The organism is Streptomyces malaysiensis subsp. samsunensis (assembly GCF_024519315.1).
Taxonomy (GTDB): Bacteria; Actinomycetota; Actinomycetes; order Streptomycetales; family Streptomycetaceae; genus Streptomyces; species Streptomyces malaysiensis.
In genome coordinates, this window is record NZ_JANIIC010000028.1 from 102,688 (window position 1) to 124,089 (window position 21,402).

General features: G+C 71.7%; 9 protein-coding genes. 7 read left to right on the forward strand and 2 right to left on the reverse strand.

Going from position 1 to position 21,402, the window contains the following annotated elements; all coding sequences use genetic code 11:
* The first annotated feature begins 154 nt into the window (after positions 1 to 154).
* The 3 genes from NQU54_RS23710 to NQU54_RS49340 all read left to right on the forward strand — a co-directional run bounded on the left by NQU54_RS23710 (position 155) and on the right by NQU54_RS49340 (position 6,103).
* Positions 155 to 2,254, forward strand: a complete 2,100-nt coding sequence (locus NQU54_RS23710) for an FUSC family protein (protein ID WP_257632848.1) — start codon at positions 155 to 157, stop codon at positions 2,252 to 2,254.
* Between the two features lie 155 nt (positions 2,255 to 2,409).
* Complete coding sequence (locus NQU54_RS23715) at positions 2,410 to 3,171, forward strand: thioesterase II family protein (RefSeq protein ID WP_257632849.1); 762 nt, start codon at positions 2,410 to 2,412, stop codon at positions 3,169 to 3,171.
* A 112-nt stretch (positions 3,172 to 3,283) separates the two neighbouring features.
* A complete protein-coding gene (locus tag NQU54_RS49340) occupies positions 3,284 to 6,103 on the forward strand; it encodes a helix-turn-helix transcriptional regulator (protein ID WP_306278985.1) in 2,820 nt (939 codons plus the stop codon).
* 64 nt (positions 6,104 to 6,167) lie between these two features.
* On the opposite strand, the gene NQU54_RS23730 is transcribed toward NQU54_RS49340, so the two are convergent.
* Together NQU54_RS23730 and NQU54_RS23735 are read right to left on the reverse strand one after the other, a co-directional pair.
* On the reverse strand, positions 6,168 to 6,809 hold the full coding sequence (locus tag NQU54_RS23730; protein ID WP_257632850.1) for a response regulator transcription factor: 642 nt from the start codon (positions 6,807 to 6,809) through the stop codon (positions 6,168 to 6,170).
* Positions 6,802 to 8,046, reverse strand: a complete 1,245-nt coding sequence (locus NQU54_RS23735) for a sensor histidine kinase (protein WP_257632851.1) — start codon at positions 8,044 to 8,046, stop codon at positions 6,802 to 6,804. Before NQU54_RS23735 ends, NQU54_RS23730 begins: the two co-directional genes overlap by 8 nt.
* Before the next feature lie 168 nt (positions 8,047 to 8,214).
* On the opposite strand from NQU54_RS23735, the gene NQU54_RS23740 reads away from it, so the two are divergent.
* From NQU54_RS23740 to NQU54_RS23755, 4 genes are all read left to right on the forward strand, one after another.
* Positions 8,215 to 8,790: a hypothetical protein gene (locus NQU54_RS23740; protein ID WP_257632852.1), complete on the forward strand. Its 576-nt coding sequence runs from the start codon at positions 8,215 to 8,217 to the stop codon at positions 8,788 to 8,790.
* A gap of 68 nt (positions 8,791 to 8,858) precedes the next feature.
* Entirely contained in the window at positions 8,859 to 9,359 is a 501-nt protein-coding gene (locus NQU54_RS23745) for a PH domain-containing protein (RefSeq protein WP_257632853.1), read from the forward strand.
* Positions 9,356 to 10,894, forward strand: coding sequence for a PH domain-containing protein (locus NQU54_RS23750; protein WP_257632854.1), 1,539 nt, complete (start codon positions 9,356 to 9,358; stop codon positions 10,892 to 10,894). The genes NQU54_RS23745 and NQU54_RS23750 overlap by 4 nt, the downstream gene beginning before the upstream one ends.
* Before the next feature lie 335 nt (positions 10,895 to 11,229).
* Positions 11,230 to 21,402: type I polyketide synthase (locus tag NQU54_RS23755; RefSeq protein WP_441005752.1), on the forward strand; the 10,173-nt coding region annotated here is incomplete at its 3' end.

Sequence of the window (21,402 nt, forward strand, 5' to 3'; positions counted from 1 at the left end):
CCGGGACGCATCTCCAGACGTCGGCCCGTCGTGAAGGGCCGACTCACGGCAGGTGAGGGGGCGGTACGGATGTGGTGGGGGGTCTCCGGAGGCGACGCCCAGGGACCGGAACGGTTGGTTCAGTTCTCCTGGGGCCACCCCGTAGTCTCGCCGTATGACCTGGTCGCATGCGTTGAAGGAGACCGCCCGGACGGGCCTCGCGATCGAGCGCACCAGGACCGAGCCGCTGGTCGCGGTCCGCGCCGCGGGCGGGGTCGCGCTCGTCGTCGGGGTGGCGCTGTGGCTCGGCTCGACGACGCTGGCCGTTTCGGGGGCCTTCGGCGCGTTCTCCGCCGGGATCGCCACCTTCCAGCGGAGCTGGCGTCCCCGACCCTGGCTGGCGCTGGTTGCCGCGGGCGGTCTCGCGGTGAGCACCTTCCTCGGCTATCTGGCCGCCGCGCACACTCTCAGCTTCGTCCTCATGCTCGGCGTGTGGACGCTGCTGACGGGCATGGCGTGGGCGGTCGGCCCGGTCTCCGGGCTGGTCTCCACCCAGATGGTGGCCGTCATGCTGATCACGGTCACCCTCCCGACGTCGACCCTGGGCGCCCTGGGGCACGCCCTGCTGATCGGGCTCGGCGGTGTGGTGCAGGCCGCCCTGATCGTGATCTTCCCGGTGCGGCCCTGGGGCGTGCAGCGCGACGCCCTCGCGGACGCGCTCGCCGCCGTCGCCGACTACGCGCGCCGGCTGCGTCAGGACCCGGTGGCGCCGTTCGACCCCAAACCGCTGATGGAGGCCCGCAGCGCGGCCGCCCTCTCACCCCGTCAGGCCCGCCGCCGCCCCCGCCAGCTACGCGGCTACCGGCTGCTGGCCGAGCGGATCCGCCCGGTGCTCACCTCGCTCGCCGACCCGGTGGTCGGCGCCCCCGAGGAGGGCCCGGAGCGGGACCGGGTGCGGGAGTTGCTCGCCGCCACCGGCACCGTACTGGACGCCGTGGCGCACGCCATCCGGCACGGCAGACCGGTGCGGGTGCCCGTCGACGCCATGTCCGTCCTGCGCGTGCCCGAGGAGGGGCCGCGGCTGAACGGCGCGGCCCGCCGGGCCGCGCTGCGGCTCATCTCGCTGGTGGCGGATGTGGTGGAGGCGTCCGAGGAGCCGGTGGAGGAGGTGTCCGCCGACGGCCATATGGTCCGCTTCCTGCCCCGTCCCGGCATCTCCGGCACCGTGACCGCGGCGCTGCGCGCCATCCACCGCGAGGCCCGCTGGTCCTCCCCGGTGCTGCGCCACGCGGTGCGCCTGTGCGCGGTCGCCACCAGCGGCTATCTGCTGAGCCGGGCCTTGCCGCTGGGGCACGCCTACTGGACGCCGCTGACCTCCACGATGGTGCTGCGGCCGGACTTCGCCCAGACCTACTCCCGCGGGGTCGCCCGCTTCCTCGGCACCCTGGCCGGGGTGCTGGTCGGCGGCGGGCTGGTGGCGCTGGTCCACCCCGGCCCGTATCTGAGCACCGCGCTGGCCGTGCTGTGCGTGATGTCGATGTATCTGCTGCTGCGCACCGGCTTCATCGTGACCTCCGCGTGTGTGAGCGCGTACGTCGTCTTCCTGCTCAGCATCCCGGGCCAGGCGTGGCAGCAGACCGTCCAGGCGCGGGTGGCGCTGACCCTGCTCGGCGGGGTGCTGGCGATGGCCGCCTACGCCGTCTTCCCCGCCTGGGAGACGCCACGGCTGCGGGACCGGCTGGCCGACTGGCTGGCCACCAACGGCGCCTTCGCCACCGCCGTCTTCGACGTCTACGCCCACCCCGCCGACCGCCGCTCCCGGCAGGTGCGGGACGCCCTGCTGGACGCCCGCGCGGCGCGGGCGGCCTGGGAGCGGAGCGAGGCCCAGGCCCACCGGGAGCCGGTGCGCCACCGCGGACTGTCCCGGGGCGCCGCCCGGGACGCGCAGACCGCGCTGTCCACGATGGGGCGGGTGGTCATGCTGGTGGAGGCGCATCTGCCGGAGCGCGAGGCGCCCCCGTCGCCCGAGGCCGCGGACTTCGCGGAGACGCTGCGGCGGTCGATACCGGAGGCGGCCGACGCGGTACGGGAGCGGCGGCCGCCGGAGTGGACGGCGGTGCACGCCTCGCTGGAGCGGTGGCAGGACGCGGCCGGGGACCGCCCGGGGGTGGCGCCGCGCGGCGCCGGGCAACTGGTGGAGGCGCTGGACGACTTGGCTGAGGCGCTCAGCAAGGGCGCGCGGCCCTCGGGCACGCCCCGTGACCCCCGCCGCTGAGGCGCCCCCTAAACTAGGGGTGCCCCCTACACCCATGGCCGTGTTAGTCATAAAGGGGCAGTGCTGCTCCGATGCGTTCTGGGATCCTTCTCCAGGACGCCCTCAGGGCTGCCCCCCCCACGTAGCGATTGATGAGTGAAAGACTTTCCCACCATATGGGTGCACAGCGTGAAGACAGCGTCTGGATACGGCGGTTCTATCCGGCGCCCGAAAGTCGCGTCCGTCTGATTTGTCTGCCGCACGCCGGGGGTTCGGCGTCGTTCTTCCATCCGATGTCCCAGACGCTTTCGGCCTCCGCCGACGTTTTGTGCGTGCAGTATCCGGGGCGTCAGGACCGGCGGCAGGACCCGCTGATCGAGAACATCGAGGAGTACGCGGACGCCATCGCCGCGGAGTTGAAGCCCTGGCTCGATCTCCCGGTCGTCTTCTTCGGGCACAGCATGGGCGCCGTTCTGGCGTTCGAGGTGACCCGCCGGCTGGAGGAGGCCGACGTGGAGTTCTCCGCGCGCACCGTCTTCGCCTCCGGCCGCCGGGCGCCGTCCCGTTACCGCGACGAGAATGTGCACCGGCGCGATGACGACGGTGTCGTACGCGAGATGAAGCTGCTGAGCGGCACCGATTCGCGCATCCTCGGAAACGAGGAGATTCTGCGCATGGCGATGCCGGCGATTCGCGGTGACTACACGGCGATCGAGACCTACCGCTCGGTGCCCGGCGCCGCCCTCCGCTCGCCGATAACCGTGCTGACCGGCGACAAGGACCCCAGGACCAGCCTCGACGAGGCCGAGGACTGGCGGTCGCACACCACCGGGGCGTTCGATATCCGGGTGTTCCCCGGCGGCCACTTCTTCTTGGCCGACCATCAACGGGAAATCATGAGTCTTGTCGCGGAAACGCTCTCGGGTCCCAGACCCTGAGCCCTGCGCTTCCCACACCCAGCCGACGCCCTGCACCACACCACTTGTCACACTCGATGTCCCCGGCGGCTCTCCGGGGACATCAGGTGGCGTTCAACGGGGGACGAAATCCTTGCCTGCGAACCTCTTCGAATGGGAGAACCACCTGTCCGCGCTGGGCGAAATGCTGCGCGGCGCGACACAGGGCCGCGGTCGGCTGGCCCTGGTCAGCGGTGCGGTGGCCAGCGGAAAGTCCACGCTGCTCAACCAATTCGCCGAACAGGCCATCGAAAACGGCGCGTTGCTCCTGGAAGCGACCGGTTCGCGGGCCGAGCGCGACCTTCCGTTCGGAATTCTCCGAAAGATCTTCGACAACGCCGCGATGCCCGCCGATGTGCGGTCCGAGGCGATAGCGCTGCTGGACGGAAACGCGTCGGAAAGCACCGCCACGGGGCGTATGCAGGTGATGTCCCAGATCTCCTCGGTGCTGCTGCGGATGGTCGACGAGCGCACTCTCGTCGTCCTCGTCGACGATGTGCACTGCGGCGACGACCAGTCCCTGCAATTCCTGCTCCACCTGGCCCGCCGGGTCCGGCAGGCGAAAGTCCTCATCGTCCTCACCGAATCCCCCCGGCTCCGCCAGGAACAACTCACCTTCCACGCCGAACTGCTGCGCCAGCCCAACTGTGTGCGCATGCGGCTGCACATGCTCACCGAGGGCGGGGTCGCCCAGGCGCTCTCGGCCACCCTGTCCGCCACCGTCGCCGCCCGCCTCGCCCCCGAATGCCACCGCATCACCGGCGGCAACCCGCTGCTGCTGCGCGCCCTGCTGGAGGACTGGCGGACCGTCGGCGATCACGGCGAGGCCCAGCAGCGCCCCGCGCCCGGCGAGGCGTTCGCGCACGCCGTCCTCGGCGCTCTGCACCGCGGCGAACCCGATGTGCTGGGCATCGCCCGCGGGATCGCCGTCCTCGGCGACGCCTGCTCCCCGCGCCTGCTCGGCCAGCTCCTCGACCTGAGCGTCAACACGGTCCAGCAGGGCATCCAGGACCTCCACCAGTGCGCCGTGCTGGAGCACAACGCCTTCCGCCACGACGTGGCCCGCACCGCCGTGCTCGACGCCACCCCCGCGGCCGAACGCCGCACCCTCCACGCCCGCGCCGCCCGGCTGCTGCACACCGACGGCGCCTCCGCGCTCGACGTCGCCCGCCAGCTGGTCTCCGCCCGGCAGGACGCCGAGCGCTGGACCGTCCCCATCCTCCGCGAGGCGGCCGAATTCGCGCTGGTCGAGGAGGAGTTGGAGTTCGCGCTCCGCTGCCTGGAACACGCCCACCACGCATGCGGGCCCGGCCCCGAGCGCACCGCGCTGAAGGCCCGGCTGGTCAGCGTCGCCTGGCGGATCGGCCCGGCCGCCGCCGAGGGACATCTGCCGGAACTCACCGAGGCCGCCGAGCGGGGCCGCCTCGCCCCCCGCGACGTCGCCCCGATCACCTCCTACCTCGCCTGGTCGGGGCGGCTGGACGCGGCCGCCGACGCCGTCGCCGCCCTGGCCCGTACGGCGGGCCCGGCCGGCGCCGGGGGCACCGACGCCGCCATGGCCGCCGCCGTCTCCGCCTCCGCCCAGTGGCTGACGATGCTCAGCCCCCCGCTGCGCGAGCGCCTCCCCACCGTCGGCGCCGGAAGCACCACGGCCACCGGCGCCCCGCGCGACCTGGCCGACCTCGCCCACGCCCACGCCGCGGCCACCATGGCCGCCGCCCTCACCGAGGGCCAGGCCGACCGGGCCGTCACCGAGGCCGAACGGGTCCTCCAGCGCTACCACGTGAGCGACAGCACCCTCCAGCCGCTGGTCGTCGCGCTGCTGGCGCTGGTTCTGGCCGGCCGGCTCGACCTCGCCCTGTCCTGGTGCGAGCGGCTGCTCGGCGAATGCTCCGCCCGCCGCGTCCCCACCTGGCAGGCGCTGCTGACCGCCGTACGGGCCGAGATCGCGCTGCGCCAGGGCGATCTCCAGGTCGCCGCCCATCAGGCGCGCACCGCGATGTCCCGGATCTCGGTCCAGGGCTGGGGCGTGGGGCTGGGCCTGCTGCTGTCCACCCTGATCCAGGCCGAGACCGGGATGGGCCACTACGACGAGGCCATGGCGCTGCTCGAACAGCCCCTGCCCGAGGACCTGTTCGAGACCCTCCCCGGGCTGTTCTACCTGCGCGCCAGGGGCCGCTGCCATCTGGCCACCGGCCGCTACCACGCCGCGCTCGGCGACTTCACGGCCGCCGGTGAGCTGATGGAGGCGTGGCGGATGGACATGCCGCTGCTGTCCCCCTGGCGGCTGGACGCCGCCGACGCCTGGCTCGCCCTCGGCGACCCGGGGCGCGCCCGCGCACTGGCCGAGGAGCAGCTCCGGCGCGGCGCGGGGGACGCCCGGCTGCGCGGCGCCCTGCTGGTGGTGCTGGCCCGCACCGACGAGCTCAAGCGCCGGGTGCCCCGGCTCAAGGAGGCCGTCGAGATCCTGGAGGGCGGCGACGACCGCATCCAGCTGGCGGTCGCGCTTGGCGAACTCGGCCGCGCCTACCGCTCGTTGGGCGACTTCAACCGGGGCCGGGTGTTCGTCCGCAAGGCCTGGCACGTGGCCAAGACCTGCGGCGCCGATCCGCTGTGCCGTGAGCTGATGCCCCGGCACGCCGAGAGCGGCGAGTTCGCGGCGGCGGCCGCCGTCCAGCAGCAGGGCCAGGGCGCCGAACCGCAGCGCGATGTGGAGGCCCTGACCGAGGCGGAGGTGCGGATCGCGGTGCTGGCCGCGCACGGCAACACCAACCGGGAGATCGCCTCCAAGCTGTTCGTCACCGTCAGCACGGTGGAGCAGCATCTGACCCGCATCTACCGCAAGCTGAACGTCAAGCGGCGCCGCGACCTCCCCGCGAAGCTCTCCGACAGCAGCCTCACCGGCACGATGTGAGCCCCGTACGGTCGTAGGGTTCCGCGACGGCCGTACGGTTCCGTGGCCGTACGGCCGAAGCGGGTCAGGCCAGCAGGTTGCGTTCCATGGCCTTCATGACCGCCGCCGTACGGTCGGAGACGCCGAGTTTCCGATACGAGCGCAGCAGATGCGTCTTGACGGTGGCCTCGCTGACGAACAGCTCGGCGCCGATCTCCGCGTTGGTCAGTCCCCGGCCGACCAGCCGCAGCACCTCGCGCTCCCGGCCGGACAGCGGCGACGGCTCGGCGGCCCGGGTGCGGAAGAGCTTGCCCGCGAGGGACGGGGTGAGCACCGTCTCGCCGCGCGCCGCGGTCTGCACCGCGTCGATCAGCTCCTGACGTGAACTGCCCTTCAGTAGATAGCCCGCCGCCCCCGCCTCCACCGCGCGCAGGATGTCGGAGTCGTCCTCGTACGTGGTCACGATGACCACCTTGCAGCCCGGCACCTCGCGCAGGAGCTGCCCGGTGGCCTCGACCCCGTCCATCCCGCCCATGCGCAGATCCAGCAGCGTGATGTCCGGCCGCAGCGCGACCGCCTGGACCACCGCTTCCTCACCGGAACCGGCCTGCCCGACCACCGTGATCCCCTCGGCGGACTCCAGCATGGCGCTCAGCCCCTCCCGCACCACGGGATGGTCATCGGCCAGCAGCACCCTGATCGGGTCGGTCGCCGTACCCTCAGCCATTCACTGCCTCCCCGGTCGGCGCCGTCACCGGCACGCTCACCTCCACGGTGGTGCCCCGGCCGGGGCCGCTGGTGACGGACGCCACCCCGTCGATCTCCTCCACCCGGGCCTGCATCCCGCGCAGCCCGTAGCCTTCCTGGGTGCCGTCCGGGGTGAACCCCTCGCCGTCGTCGCGCACCATCAACCGCACCCCGTCCCGGTCGAACACCACGATGACATCGACCGTACGGGCCTGTCTGGCGTGCTTGCGCACATTGGCGATGGCCTCCTGCACGGTGCGCAGCAGGACGACGCTCACCGCCATCGGCAGCGACTTCTCCTCGCCCATCACCGAACACCGCACCTCCAGGCCGGTCTCGGCGACCAGCCCCTCCGCCTGCCGGCGCACCGCCTGCGACAGCGAACCGCCGCGCAGCGCGGGCGGGGTGAGGGCGGCCACGAAGTCCCGGGCCTCGGCGAGCGACTCCTTGGCCACCCGCCCGGCCAGCGACAGATGGTTCACCGCCTGGTCCGGTGCCTCGCGCACCTCCGACTCGGCCGCCTGCACCAGGCTGATGATGCTGGTCAGGCCCTGCGCCAGGGTGTCGTGGATCTCCCGGGCCAGCCGCTCGCGCTCGGCCGAGATACCGGCCTCGTGGGAGAGCCGGGCCACCCGCTCCCGGCTGCGCCGCAACTCCTCGATGAGCAGCCCGCGCTCCTTGCTCTGCCGCACCACCCGCTTGATCCACATCCCCAGCAGCACCGACAGCGCGATGCTCAGCAGTGAGATGGGCAGGATGCCCAGGACACTCAGCCCCAGGTCCTCCCCGGTGAACGCCACCACCAGCACGGGGCAGAGGTTGGCCACCGTGGCCAGCGCCACCGCCGAGGCCATCGGCAGGCTCATGATCAGCATCGGGATGACCGCGAACAGCGCGAACGCGCCGATCAGGTTGAACGCGGTGGTGAGACAGAACAGCGCCACCAGGACCGCCGCGAACACCAGGTTCCGCGGACCGTAGCTGCCCTCGACCATCAGCGACCGGCCGACCGCCGCGTACCAGGGCACGATCAGCGTCAGCGCGGCGATCGGGACGGAGTGGTTGACCTGGGAGCCGTTGGAGAGGAAGAGCAGAACCGTCGTGATGAGATAGGAGACGGCGAAGAAGCCGTCCCACAGGCCGAACCAGCGGGTGCCGGACTCGGGACCGTAGTACGCCCCGGTCTGCGAGTCGTCCCCCGGAGAGTGAATGCGCACGGCCTCAGTACTACCACGAGTGTCCACCGTGTCCACCGTTCGGTTGACAGCCGGAACCCACCGTTCAGATGTCCCGCGCCGCCCGGTCCGCCTTCTAGCGTTGACCTCAGCGGAACTGACAGGCGTCACACCGCTCAGCACATCGCCCCTTGGTTTGGAGAACGTCGTATGCCACAGATGAGCCAGTTCATGGCCGCACTGATCGCCAGCGGCACGATCCTGACCATCGTTCTGGCGACCGACCTCGGCCGCCGCCGCGTCACCACCATGCGGATGATGCGCTCGATCATCGCCGTGGGCGTGGTCATCGCGATCTTCGTCGACTCCTTCCCGACCAAGGGCGGCAACGACCTGTCCCTGCAACTCGTGGGCATCGGCGTCGGCGTCATCGCCGGTCTGATCGCCGGAGCGCTGCTGCCCGCCTACAAGGACGCCACCTCGGGCCAGCCGTACACCATCGGCGGCATCGGCTACGCGCTGGTGTGGATCGTCCTCTCCAGCGGGCGCGTCATCTTCGCCTACGGCGCCGAGCACTGGTTCCCCGCGGACCTGATCAAGTTCTCCATCGACTACGAGATCAGCGGTCAGGACACCTACGCCAATGCCTTCATCTTCATGGCGCTGGCCATGGTGCTGACCCGGACGGGCGTTCTGCTCGCCAAGATTCGCAAGTTGAAGAGCCACGGCGCCGGGAACGAGCAACTGACCCAGCAGGCTGCCGACGGTGTGTCGGCCGGAGCCTGATCTCATAGTCCCCGATCCCGCCGGGCCCGTACCGGCACCTCATCGTCAAGCAGGAGCAAGGGGAAGCAGTGGAACGCGATGACAACCTGAGGCTGCGACCGCCTCGCCACCGGGTCGACCGCCGTGCCCTCGGCTGGTGGACTCTTCAGTCGACGCTGTTCGCCCTTCCCTTGCCCCTCACCTTCGGCATCCTGTGGGCCACCATCCCCCCGACGCGTGAGTTCTTCATGTGGGCCACGCTGATCTCGTGCCTCCCCGGGCTGCTCTACATGGCCGTCATGCCGGCCTGGCGCTACCGGGTCCACCGCTGGGAGGCCACCGACGACGCGGTCTACGCGGCGTCCGGCTGGCTCTGGCAGCAGTGGCGGGTCGTCCCGTTGTCCCGGGTCCAGACGGTGGACACCCTGCGCGGCCCGATACAGCAGATGTTCGGGCTCTCGGGCGTCACCGTGGCCACCGCCTCCTCCTCGGGCGCGGTGAAGATCAAGGGCATCGACCACAAGGTCGCCGAGGCCCTGGTCGAGTACCTCGCCGCGCGCGTCCAGGCGGCCCCGGGAGACGCCACATGACCTCCGACACCACCGTGCCGTCCTCCGCGACCGACCAGGGCTGGGGGAAGCTGAACAGTCGGCTGCTGCTGGTCAACCTGTCCTTCCTGGGCGCGCCGGTGGGCATGTTCCTCGCCAGCCTCGTGCTCACCGGAGGCGAGGCCAACCTCCAGGTCATCATCACCTCCGCGTCGCTGTTCGTGACCTTCCTGATCATCAGCGGCATCGGGCTGATGCGCCTGTTCACCACCCGATACCTGCTCACCGAGGACCGGCTGGAGTTCCGCTCGGGCCTGCTCTTCCGCAGCCGGCGCTCGATCCCGGTCGGCCGCATCCGCGGCGTCGACCTCACCGCCAAGCCGTTCCACCGGATCTTCGGCCTCACCACGCTGCGGATCGACACCGGGGAGCAGAGCTCCAGCGTCGGCGGCTGCACCCTGGACGGCATCTCCAAGGCCGAGGCCCACGAGCTGAGCCGTCGCATCATCGCCCTGCGCGACGCCGGCCGGATCCGTCCGGCGGCCGACGACGACAGTGTCATCTGCCGGCTGGACTGGTCCTGGCTGCGCTACGGACCGCTGACCGTATGGGGCGTGGGCGGCGTTTTCATCGCTGCGGGCAGTACGTACCGGGTCCTGAACGATCTCAACGTCAATCCGCTCGAACTCGGTGTCGTCAAGGACCTTGAGCGCCGCTTCGGCTCCGTTCCGCTCTGGTACGGAATCCTGGTGACCGTCCTCGTCATCGTCGTCCTCGGCATGCTCGGCTCCACGGCCACCTTCATCGAGAACTGGGCCGGCTACGAACTGCGCCGCGAGGACGGCGGAATCCTCCGCATCCGTCGCGGACTGCTGGCCACCCGCTCCGTGAGCATCGAGGAACACCATCTGCGCGGCCTCGAACTCGTCGAACCCATTCCGCTGCGCTGGGCCGGGGGCGCCAAGCTCAACGCCGTCGCCACCGGCCTGGGAGGCGAGGACGAGAACCGCAGCCGCCGTGCCCTGACCTCTCCCACCCCGCGGGCCGAGGCCCTGCGGGTGGCCGCCGAAGCGCTGCCGGTCGGCCCCGGCCTGATCGAGCGCGGGGACCTCCTCGGGCACCCCAGGGCCGCCCTGCGGCGCCGCGTCAACCGCGCCCTCATCTGGGCGGTCCTGATCGCGGCGGTCCCGTTCGGGCTGGGGCTGTGGCTCGGTACCGGATTCATCGTCGCCGGCGTGATCACCGGTGTGGTGCTGGTGCCGATCCTGGTGGCGTTCGCCTTCAACGCCTACCGCACCCTCGGCCATGGGCTCCGCGGCCGCTATCTGGTCGCCTCCTCCGGGGCGTTCGCCCACCGCACCGTCGCCCTCCAGCGCGAGGCGATCATCGGCTGGAAGATTTCCCGTACGGCCTTCCAGCGCCGGGCCGGGCTGCTCACCGTCGGTGCGACCACCGCCGCCGGTGAGGGTGTCTATCGTGTGCACGACGTGACCGAAGGCCAGGGGATCGCCTTTGCCGAGACCGCGGTACCCGGGCTGCTCGCCCCATTCATCGAGCGGGTCCCCGACCGTGGCTGACCGCCCATAGACCAACTGGCGTCCCCCGGGGAGGTGGAGGGGCGGGCCGAAAGGCCGCCCCTCCACCTTCGAAGACCACTCCGAAGACCTCTGCCTCCGCCGCGGCTCGCTTCCCCCATGAAAGCGCATTATTTCTTCGCACTCCTTGTCGTCACCGGAATTCTCATGCACTCTGGTGAGCTGAGCGCCGCAATTGCGGAATGGCGGGTGAATACGGGACTCCAAAGGGATGATAGGGGTCCATAGGGGGTTTGAAGGGGTATCTTGCTGTCCTGCCCTGTGTAAGGCTGGCCTACGGTCTAGGTGTTATGTCTTGCGAGATAATGGGGCGCGTGATGGTGAGTGAGTCTGCGGATTTCACGCCCGAGCACATCGAAATGCAGGGTTCGAGCCCCGAAGGAGCCTCCCCGTGGCGGGACCGGCTCGCCGGACTCCCCGAGGCCGAGCGCGCCGAGGCCCTCACCGCCTGGGTCGGCGAGGCCGTCGCACAGGCCCTCAAGGACAAGGCGCCGGAGCTCCTGGACCCCGAACGTCCCTTCCTCGACCTGGGCTTCGACTCCCTCGCCACGGTCGATCTGCACGCCCGGCTGACCGCCGCCACCGGACTGCGGCTGCCGGTGACCATCGCCTTCGACCACCCCACCCCGGCCGACCTCGCCCGCCGGCTGCGGGCCGAACTCCTCGGTGCCGAGGACGGCCCCGACGCCGCCACGACCGACGCCGGCCCCGCCCCCACAGCCGCCGACGAGCCCATTGCCATTGTCGGAATGAGCTGCCGATTCCCCGGTGCGGTCGGCTCTCCCGAAGAACTCTGGGAAATCGTCGCGGGCGGAAAAGACGTCATCTCCGAATTCCCGGGGACCCGGGGCTGGGATCTCGCCGGACTTTACGACCCCGACCCGGACCGGGCGGGCAGCAGCTATACCCGCGAAGGCGGATTCCTGCACAACGCCGATGAATTCGATCCGGCGTTCTTCGGAATCTCCCCGCGCGAGGCCATGGCGATGGATCCGCAGCAGCGGCTGCTGATGGAGACCTCCTGGGAGGTCTTCGAACGCGCCGGTATCGACCCCGCGATCCTCCGGGGCGGCCGGACCGGTGTGTTCGTCGGCGCCGAGGCCCAGGACTACGGCCCCCGGCTGCACGAGGCCGAGCAGGGCTTCGAGGGCTATCTGGTCACCGGCAACGCCGCCAGCGTCGCCTCCGGCCGCATCGCCTACACCTTCGGCTTCGAAGGCCCCACCGTCACCGTCGACACCGCCTGCTCCTCCTCCCTGGTGGCCCTCCACTTGGCCGTCCAGGCGCTGCGCTCGGGCGAGTGCAGCATGGCGCTCGCCGGTGGCGCGGCGGTCATGGCCAACCCCGGCTCGTTCATCGCCTTCAGCCGCCAGCGCGGCCTGGCCCCCGACGGCCGCTGCAAGCCGTTCGCCGCCGCGGCCGACGGCACCGCCTGGGGCGAGGGCGTCGGCATGCTGCTGGTCGAACGGCTCTCGGACGCCCAGCGGAACGGCCACCGGGTGCTGGCCGTCGTCCGGGGCACCGCGATCAACCAGGACGGTGCGAGCAACGGCCTGACCGCCCCCAGCGGCCCCGCCCAGCAGCGCGTCATCCGCCAGGCCCTCGCCAACGCCGGACTGTCGGCCGGTGACGTGGACGTCGTCGAGGCCCACGGCACCGGGACGACCCTGGGCGACCCGATCGAGGCCCAGGCGCTGCTGGCCACGTACGGGCGGGAGCGGGACGGGGACCGGCCGCTGTGGCTCGGCTCGCTCAAGTCCAACATCGGCCACACCCAGTCCGCGGCCGGTGTCGGCGGCATCATCAAGATGGTCATGGCGATGCGCCACGGCGTCCTGCCGCGCAGCCTGCACATCGACGAGCCGACCCCGCATGTCGACTGGACCGGCGGCGGCGTCGAGCTGCTGACCGAGGCGCGGGAGTGGCCCGAGCACGGCCGCCCGCGCCGCGCCGCCGTCTCCTCGTTCGGTATGAGCGGCACCAACGCCCACGCCATCATCGAGCAGCCCCCCGCCCCCGCCGAGGAGCGGGCCGATGCCGAGAAGCCTGACGACGAGGCCACCGCGCAGCCCGCGCTACTGCCCTGGGCCCTGTCCGCGAAGACCACCGACGCCCTCCGCGACCAGGCCCGGCGGCTGCACACGCTGCTGGAGTCGGACCCCGGGCTCGCCCTCACCGACATCGGCCACTCCCTGGCCACCACCCGCGCCACCTTCGAACAGCGCGCCGTGCTCTGTGCGGGCGACCGCGACGGCTTCCTCGACGCCCTGCGCACCCTCGCCGACGGCGCCGACGCACCGTCCGTCGTGCGCGGCGCCCCCGCCGCCGGAAAGCTGGCCCTGCTGTTCACCGGACAGGGCAGCCAGCGCCTCGGTATGGGCCGCGAACTCTACGACGCCTACCCCGTCTTCGCCGAAGCCCTCGACGACGCCTGCTGGTACCTCGAAGAGCAGCTCGAACGCCCGCTCCTCGACGTGCTCTTCGCCGAGGAGGGCACCCCCGAGGCCGACCTCCTCGACCGCACCGACTACACCCAGCCCGCACTGTTCGCGGTCGAGGTCGCGCTCTACCGCCTCCTCGAATCCTGGGGGCTGCGCCCCGAACTGCTCGCCGGACACTCCATCGGTGAGCTGGCCGCCGCGCATGTGGCGGGTGTGCTGTCGCTGGAGGATGCCGCCGCGCTGGTGGCGGCGCGTGGCCGTTTGATGCAGGAGCTTCCGGCGGGTGGCGCGATGATCGCCGTCCAGGCGTCGGAGGACGAGGTGCTGCCGCTGCTCGCCGGACGTGAGGACCGGATCGGCATCGCCGCCGTCAACGGCCCCCAGTCCACCGTCGTCTCGGGCGCCGAGCAGGACGCGCTGGAGATCGCGGCGGCCTTCGAGGAGCGGGGCCGTAAGACCAAGCGGCTCACCGTCAGCCATGCGTTCCACTCCCCGCTGATGGACGGCATGCTCGCCGAATTCCGGCGCGTCGCCCAGGTGCTGGACTACGCCCCGCCGCGCATCCCCGTGGTCTCCACCCTCACCGGGCGCGTGGCCACCGCAGAGGAGCTGTGCTCGCCCGAGTACTGGGTGCGCCACGTCCGCGAGGCCGTCCGCTTCCTCGACGGGGTGCGTACGCTCGCCGACAAGGGCGCCACCACCTTCCTTGAGCTCGGCCCCGACGCCGTGCTCACCGCCATGGCCCAGGACTGTCTGCCCGACGCCGAGGGCACCGCGTACGCCCCCGCCCTGCGCGGCGGGCGCCCCGAGGCCGAAACCGTGACCGCGGCCTTGGCGCTGGCGTACGTCCGGGGCAAGAAGGCCGACTGGGCCGCCCCCTACGCCGCCCTCGGCGCCCGCCCGATCGACCTGCCCACCTACGCCTTCCAGCGCCAGCGGTACTGGCTCAACGCCCCGGCCCCGGCGGGATCGGCGGCGGAGGCCGCGCCGGGCTCGGTCGTGGACGGTCGGTTCTGGGATGTGGTGGAGCGCGGGGATGTGGCCGCGTTGGCGGCGGAGCTTGCGGTGGATCCGGGGGTTTCGCTGGGTGAGGTGTTGCCTGCGTTGTCGTTGTGGCGGCGGCAGGAGTCGGTGCGCTCTGTGGTGGATGGTTGGCGTTATCGGGTGTTGTGGAGGCCGGTGACGGATCGGTTGTCGGCGGGTGGGGTGTTGGGTGGTTCGTGGGTGGTTGTGGTGCCTTCGGGTGGGGCTGGGGGTGTGTGGGCCGCGGGTGTGGTGCGGTTGTTGGCTGGGTGTGGTGTTGATGTGCGGGTGGTCGAGTCGGATGCGGTGGACCGCGCGGGGTTGGCGGATGAGCTGCGTACGGCGGTGGGCGACGCCTCGGTGACGGGTGTGGTGTCGCTTCTCGCGATGGGCGCGGGTGAGTCGGGTGTGCTGCGTACGGCTGCTTTGACGCAGGCGTTGGGTGATGTGGGTGTGGATGGGGCGTTGTGGGTGGCGACGCGGGGTGCGGTGTCGGTGGGGCGTTCGGATGGTGTGGTGGATCCGGGTCAGGCGTCGGTGTGGGGGCTTGGTCGGGTGGCGGCGTTGGAGCTGCCCGAGCGGTGGGGCGGTCTGGTCGATCTGCCGGAGTCGGTGGATGAGCGTGTGCTGGGTCGGTTGGCGGGTGTGCTGGCCGGGGCCGGTGGCGAGGACCAGGTCGCGGTGCGCGCCTCGGGCGTCTTCGGACGTCGGCTGGTGCGGGCGGCCACGCCGGGTTCGGCGACGGGTGCTGCCTCGGACGGCTCGTGGACACCGGGCGCCGGTTCGGTGCTGGTGACGGGCGGTACGGGTGCGCTGGGTGCGCAGCTGGCCCGCTGGCTGGTGGAGAGCGGGGCCGAGCATGTGGTGCTCACCAGCCGTCGGGGGCTGGAGGCGCCGGGCGCGGTGGAGCTGCGGGATGAGCTGGTCGCGTCGGGTGCTCGGGTGACGGTCGCCGCGTGTGATGTGGCGGACCGGGACGCGCTCGCCGAGCTGCTGGCCGGGCTTCCGGCAGAGCTTCCGCTGACCGCCGTCGTCCACGCGGCCGGTGTGCTGGACGATGGCGTACTGGACTCGCTCACGCCCGAGCGGTTCGCCTCGGTACTGCGGGCCAAGGTGGACGCCGCGCGCCATCTGGACGAGCTGACGCGGGGCCTGGACCTCTCGGCGTTTGTGCTCTTCTCCTCGATCACGGGGTCGGTGGGCGCGGCAGGGCAGGGCAACTACGCGGCGGCCAATGCCTACTTGGACGCGCTAGCCGAGTTGCGGCGCGCCGAGGGGCTGCTCGCCACCTCCATCGCTTGGGGCCCGTGGGCCGAGGGTGGCATGGCCGGTGACGACGCCATGGAGCGGCGGATGCGCCGCGAGGGCATGCCGCCGATGGCGCCCGAGTCGGCGCTCACCGCGCTGCGTCAGGCGCTGGAGCTGGATGACACCGCCGTGACGGTCGCGGACATCGACTGGGAGCACTACACCGGCACCCTCACCGCCGTACGGCCGAGCCCGCTGATCGCCGAGCTGGCGGCGGAGGCCGGGCCGCGCGCCGCGACCGGCGCCGACACCGCGAAGGTCGTCACCGACGCCGACGCCGCCTCCCCCCTCGGCGAGCGGCTGAGCGGCCTTCCGAAGGCCGAACAGGGCCGTGCGCTGCTGGAGTTGGTGCGTGCGCAGGTCGCGTCGGTGCTGGGGCACGGCGGGGCCGATGCGGTCGAGGCCGGGCGCGCCTTCAAGGAGCTGGGTTTCGACTCGCTGGCCGCGATCGAGCTGCGCAACCGGCTGAACGCGGCGACCGGTCTGCGGCTGGCCGCCACGCTCATCTACGACTACCCGAACGCCACGTCCCTCGCCGACCATCTGCGTACGGAGCTGCTGGGCGTCGATGTCGCGGTGGACGGCGGTGTGGTGGCGCCCACGGTCGCGGTGGCCGACGATCCGATCGCGATTGTGGCGATGAGCTGCCGTTTCCCGGGTGGGGTGCGGTCGCCGGAGGAGCTGTGGGAGCTGCTGACGGCGGGCGGGGACGCGGTCGCGGAGTTTCCGTCCGATCGTGGCTGGGATCTGGCGGGGCTGTACGACCCGGATCCGGACCGTCAGGGGACGACGTACACGCGTGAGGGTGGCTTCCTCTACGACGCCGGGGACTTCGACGCGTCGTTTTTCGGGATTTCGCCGCGTGAGGCCCTTGCCATGGATCCGCAGCAGCGGCTGCTGCTGGAGACGTCGTGGGAGGCGTTCGAGCGCGCGGGCATCGACCCGGCAACGCTGCGCGGCAGCCGTACCGGTGTCTTCGCGGGCACCAACGGCCAGGACTACGCCGGGCTCGTCGCCACCCCGCCCGAGGGGCTGGAGGGTCACCTCGGCACGGGCAACGCGGCGAGCGTGGTGTCCGGCCGGGTGTCGTACACCTTCGGTCTCGAGGGTCCGGCGGTGACGGTGGACACGGCGTGTTCATCGTCGCTGGTGGCCCTGCACATGGCCGTTCAGGCGCTGCGCGGCGGCGAGTGCACGATGGCGCTCGCCGGTGGTGTCACGGTGATGTCCACGCCGGACGCGTTCGTGGACTTCAGCCGTCAGCGCGGGCTCGCGGAGGACGGCCGGATCAAGGCGTTCGCGGCCGGGGCCGATGGCACCGGCTGGGGCGAGGGCGTGGGCATGCTGCTGGTCGAGCGGCTGTCGGACGCGGAGAGGAACGGTCACCCGGTGCTGGCGATCGTGCGGGGCAGCGCGATCAACCAGGATGGTGCGTCGAACGGTCTGACGGCGCCGAACGGTCCGTCCCAGCAGCGTGTCATCCGCCAGGCCCTGGCCGGTGCGGGACTGTCGGCCGGTGATGTGGACGCGGTCGAGGCGCATGGCACGGGTACGACGTTGGGTGATCCGATCGAGGCGCAGGCGCTGCTTGCCACGTATGGGCGGGAGCGGGATGGGGACCGGCCGTTGTGGCTGGGCTCTATCAAGTCGAACATCGGTCATACGCAGGCTGCGGCCGGTGTCGCGGGCATCATCAAGATGGTGTTGGCGATGCGGCATGGTGTGTTGCCGCAGACGTTGCATGTGGATGAGCCGTCGCCGCATGTGGACTGGTCGACGGGTGCGGTGTCGCTGCTGACGGAGCAGGTGGAGTGGCCGGAGACCGGCCGCCCGCGCCGCGCGGGCGTGTCGTCCTTCGGGCTCAGCGGCACCAATGCGCACACCATCATCGAGCAGGCCCCGGCCACTTCGGCTGCCCTGACCGAGAAGCCGGAACCGCGTGAGCCGGCCGTGCTGCCGTGGCTGCTGTCGGCGAAGGATGGTCAGGCGCTGCACGCCCAGGCCGCACAGCTGGCCACCCATCTCCGCACCCACCCCGAACTGAGCGCGACCGACCTCGCCTTCTCGCTCGCCACCAGCCGCGCCGCGCTGGAGCGGCGCGCGGCGCTCGTCACCACGGACCGTGAGGCGTTCCTCGCGGGCCTGGACGCGCTGGCCCGTGGCGAGTCCGTCCCGGATGTGGTGGAGGGGGCGGTCGCCGAGGGCAAGGTGGCGTTCCTGTTCACGGGGCAGGGGAGTCAGCGGCTGGGGATGGGGCGTGAGCTGTATGACGCCTATCCGGTGTTCGCGGATGCGCTGGATGAGGTGTGTGCGCATCTGGATCTGTACCTTGAGCGGCCGCTGCGGGGTGTGCTGTTCGGGGAGGACGCGGCCGTACTGGATCAGACGGCGTTCACTCAGCCCGCGCTGTTCGCGGTCGAGGTGGCGCTGTTCCGGCTGGTCGAGGCATGGGGTCTGAAGGCGGACTTCCTCTCGGGCCACTCGATTGGTGAGCTGGCCGCCGCGCATGTGGCGGGTGTGCTGTCGCTGGAGGATGCCGCTGCGCTGGTGGCGGCGCGTGGCCGTTTGATGCAGGAGCTTCCGGCGGGTGGCGCGATGGTCGCGGTGCAGGCGTCGGAGGACGAGGTGCTGCCGCTGCTCAGCGAGCGGGTCAGCATCGCCGCGCTCAACGGGCCGACGTCCGTTGTGATCGCCGGTGACGAGGACGTGGCGCTGGAGATCGCCGCGTCGTTCGAGGCCCAGGGTCGTAAGACCAAGCGGCTCACCGTGAGCCATGCGTTCCACTCGCCGCGTATGGACGGGATGCTGGACGCGTTCCGCGAGGTGGCCGAGGGTCTGACGTACGAGGCTCCGCGGATCCCGATCGTCTCCAACCTCACCGGTGGCGTGGTGTCCGCCGAGGAGATCACGAGCCCCGAGTTCTGGGTGCGCCATGTCCGGGAGGCCGTGCGCTTCCTCGACGGTGTGCGGACGTTGGAAGCCCAGGGTGTGACGACCTTTGTCGAGCTCGGCCCCGATGGCGTGCTCTCTGCGATGGCGCAGGAGTGTGTGACCGGCGACGACGCCGCGTTCGCCGCCGCGCTGCGGAAGGGGCGTGCGGAGGTCGAGTCGGTGACCGCCGCCCTCGCCGTGCCGCATGTCCGGGGCCAGTCGCCGGATTGGCGTGAGTACTTCGAGGGCACCGGGGCCCGGCGGGTCGAGCTGCCGACGTACGCCTTCCAGCGCACCCGGTACTGGTGGGAGGAGGCCCCGGCGGCGGAGGCCGCGCTTGGCGGTGCCGTCGATGGTCGGTTCTGGGATGTGGTGGAGCGCGGGGATGTGGCCGCGTTGGCGGCGGAGCTTGCGGTGGATCCGGGGGTTTCGCTGGGTGAGGTGTTGCCTGCGTTGTCGTTGTGGCGGCGGCAGGAGTCGGTGCGTTCTGTGGTGGATGGTTGGCGTTATCGGGTGTTGTGGAGGCCGGTGACGGATCGGTTGTCGGCGGCGGGTGTGTTGGGTGGTTCGTGGGTGGTTGTGGTGCCTTCGGGTGGGGCTGGGGGTGTGTGGGCCGCGGGTGTGGTGCGGTTGTTGGCTGGGTGTGGTGTTGATGTGCGGGTGGTCGAGTCGGACGCGGTGGACCGCGCGGGGCTCGCGGATGAGCTGCGTACGGCGGTTGTGGGCGGTTCGGTGGCGGGGGTGTTCTCGCTGCTGGCCGTCGGGGGTGAGTCGGGGCTGTTGCGTACGGCTGCTTTGACGCAGGCGTTGGGTGATGTGGGTGTGGGTGCGCGGTTGTGGGTTGCGACGCGGGGTGCGGTGTCGGTAGGGCGTTCGGATGGTGTGGTGGATCCGGATCAGGCGTCGGTGTGGGGGCTTGGCCGGGTGGCGGCGCTGGAGCTGCCCGAGCGCTGGGGCGGTCTGGTCGACCTTCCCGAGACGGCCGATGAGCGTGCGCTGGCCCGGTTGGCGGGTGTGCTGGCCGGTGCCAGTGGCGAGGACCAGGTCGCGGTGCGCGCCTCGGGCGTCTTCGGACGCCGGCTGACGGAGGCTTCCGGGGCCCGGACATCGGGCGATGAGGGCTGGCACGCCTCGGGTTCGGTGCTGGTGACGGGCGGTACGGGTGCGCTGGGTGCGCAGCTGGCCCGCTGGCTGGTGGAGTGCGGTGCAGAGCACCTGGTGCTCACCAGCCGCCGGGGCCTCGACGCCCCGGGCGCGGCGGAGTTGCGGGATGAGCTGGCCGCGTCGGGTGCACGGGTGACCGTGGCCGCGTGTGATGTGGCGGACCGGGACGCGCTCGCCGAGCTGCTGGCGTCCATACCGGCCGAGTTCCCGCTGACCGCCGTCGTGCACGCGGCCGGTGTGCTGGACGACGGCCTTGTGGACACGCTGGACGCGGAGCGCCTGGAGCGGGTGGTGCGCGCCAAGGCCACCTCCGCGCGGAACCTCCACGAGCTGACGCGCGACCTGGACCTCTCGGCGTTTGTGCTCTTCTCCTCGTTCGCCGGATCGGTGGGCGCGGCAGGGCAGGGCAACTACGCGGCGGCCAACGCCTACTTGGACGCGCTGGCCGAGCTGCGGCGCGCCGAGGGGCTGCCCGCCACCTCGATCGCCTGGGGCCCGTGGGCCGAGGGTGGCATGGCCGCGGACGAGGCGCTGGAGCGGCGGATGCGCCGCGACGGAGTGCCGCCGATGGCGCCCGAGTCGGCGCTCACCGCGCTGCGGCAGGCGCTGGAGCTCGATGACACCGCCGTGACGGTCGCGGACATCGACTGGGACCGGTTCCTCGCCGAGTTCACCGCCGTACGGCCCAGCGCGCTGTTCGGCGAGGTGCGCGCCGCGCGTCCGGCGCCGGCGGTCGAGGGCGCACCGCGCCCGGCCGCCACCGGCGGGACCGGCACCGGCACACTGGCGGAGCGGCTCTCCGGGCTGACGGAGAACGAGCGCGCACAGACGCTGCTGGAGTTGGTGCGTGCGCAGGTCGCGTCGGTGCTGGGGCACGGCGGGGCCGATGCGGTCGAGGCCGGGCGCGCCTTCAAGGAGCTGGGCTTCGACTCGCTCACCGCCGTAGAACTCCGCAACCGGCTGAACGCGGCGACCGGCCTGCGACTGCCCGCCACGCTCATCTACGACTACCCCAACGCCACCGCCCTCGCCGACCACCTGCGCACCGAACTGCTCGGCGCGGACGCCGCCGTGACCGGCGGTGTGGTGGCGCCCACGGTCGCGGTGGCCGACGATCCGATCGCGATTGTGGCGATGAGCTGCCGTTTCCCGGGTGGGGTGCGGTCGCCGGAGGAGCTGTGGGAGCTGCTGACGGCGGGCGGGGATGCCATCGCGGAGTTCCCGTCCGATCGTGGCTGGGATCTGGCGGGGCTGTACGACCCGGATCCGGACCGTCAGGGGACGACGTACACGCGTGAGGGTGGCTTCCTCTACGACGTCGCCGACTTCGACGCGTCGTTTTTCGGGATCTCGCCGCGTGAGGCCCTTGCCATGGATCCGCAGCAGCGGCTGCTGCTGGAGACGTCGTGGGAGGCGTTCGAGCGCGCGGGTATCGACCCGGACGCGCTGCGCGGTCAGCAGATCGGTGTCTTCGCCGGGACCAACGGCCAGGACTATCTGTCGCTGCTGATGCAGGCGCCGGAGGGGCTTGAGGGCCATCTGGGCACGGGTAACGCGGCGAGCGTGGTGTCCGGGCGACTGTCGTACACCTTCGGCCTGGAGGGCCCGGCCGTCACGGTCGAC

Excerpts from the sequence above, each read along its gene's own strand:
- NQU54_RS23710 (WP_257632848.1), top strand. The coding sequence starts at position 155 with ATGACCTGGTCGCATGCGTTGAAGGAGACCGCCCGGACGGGCCTCGCG.
- NQU54_RS23715 (WP_257632849.1), top strand. The coding sequence starts at position 2,410 with ATGGGTGCACAGCGTGAAGACAGCGTCTGGATACGGCGGTTCTATCCG.
- NQU54_RS23730 (WP_257632850.1), bottom strand. The coding sequence starts at position 6,809 with ATGGCTGAGGGTACGGCGACCGACCCGATCAGGGTGCTGCTGGCCGAT.
- NQU54_RS23740 (WP_257632852.1), top strand. The coding sequence starts at position 8,215 with ATGCCACAGATGAGCCAGTTCATGGCCGCACTGATCGCCAGCGGCACG.
- NQU54_RS23750 (WP_257632854.1), top strand. The coding sequence starts at position 9,356 with ATGACCTCCGACACCACCGTGCCGTCCTCCGCGACCGACCAGGGCTGG.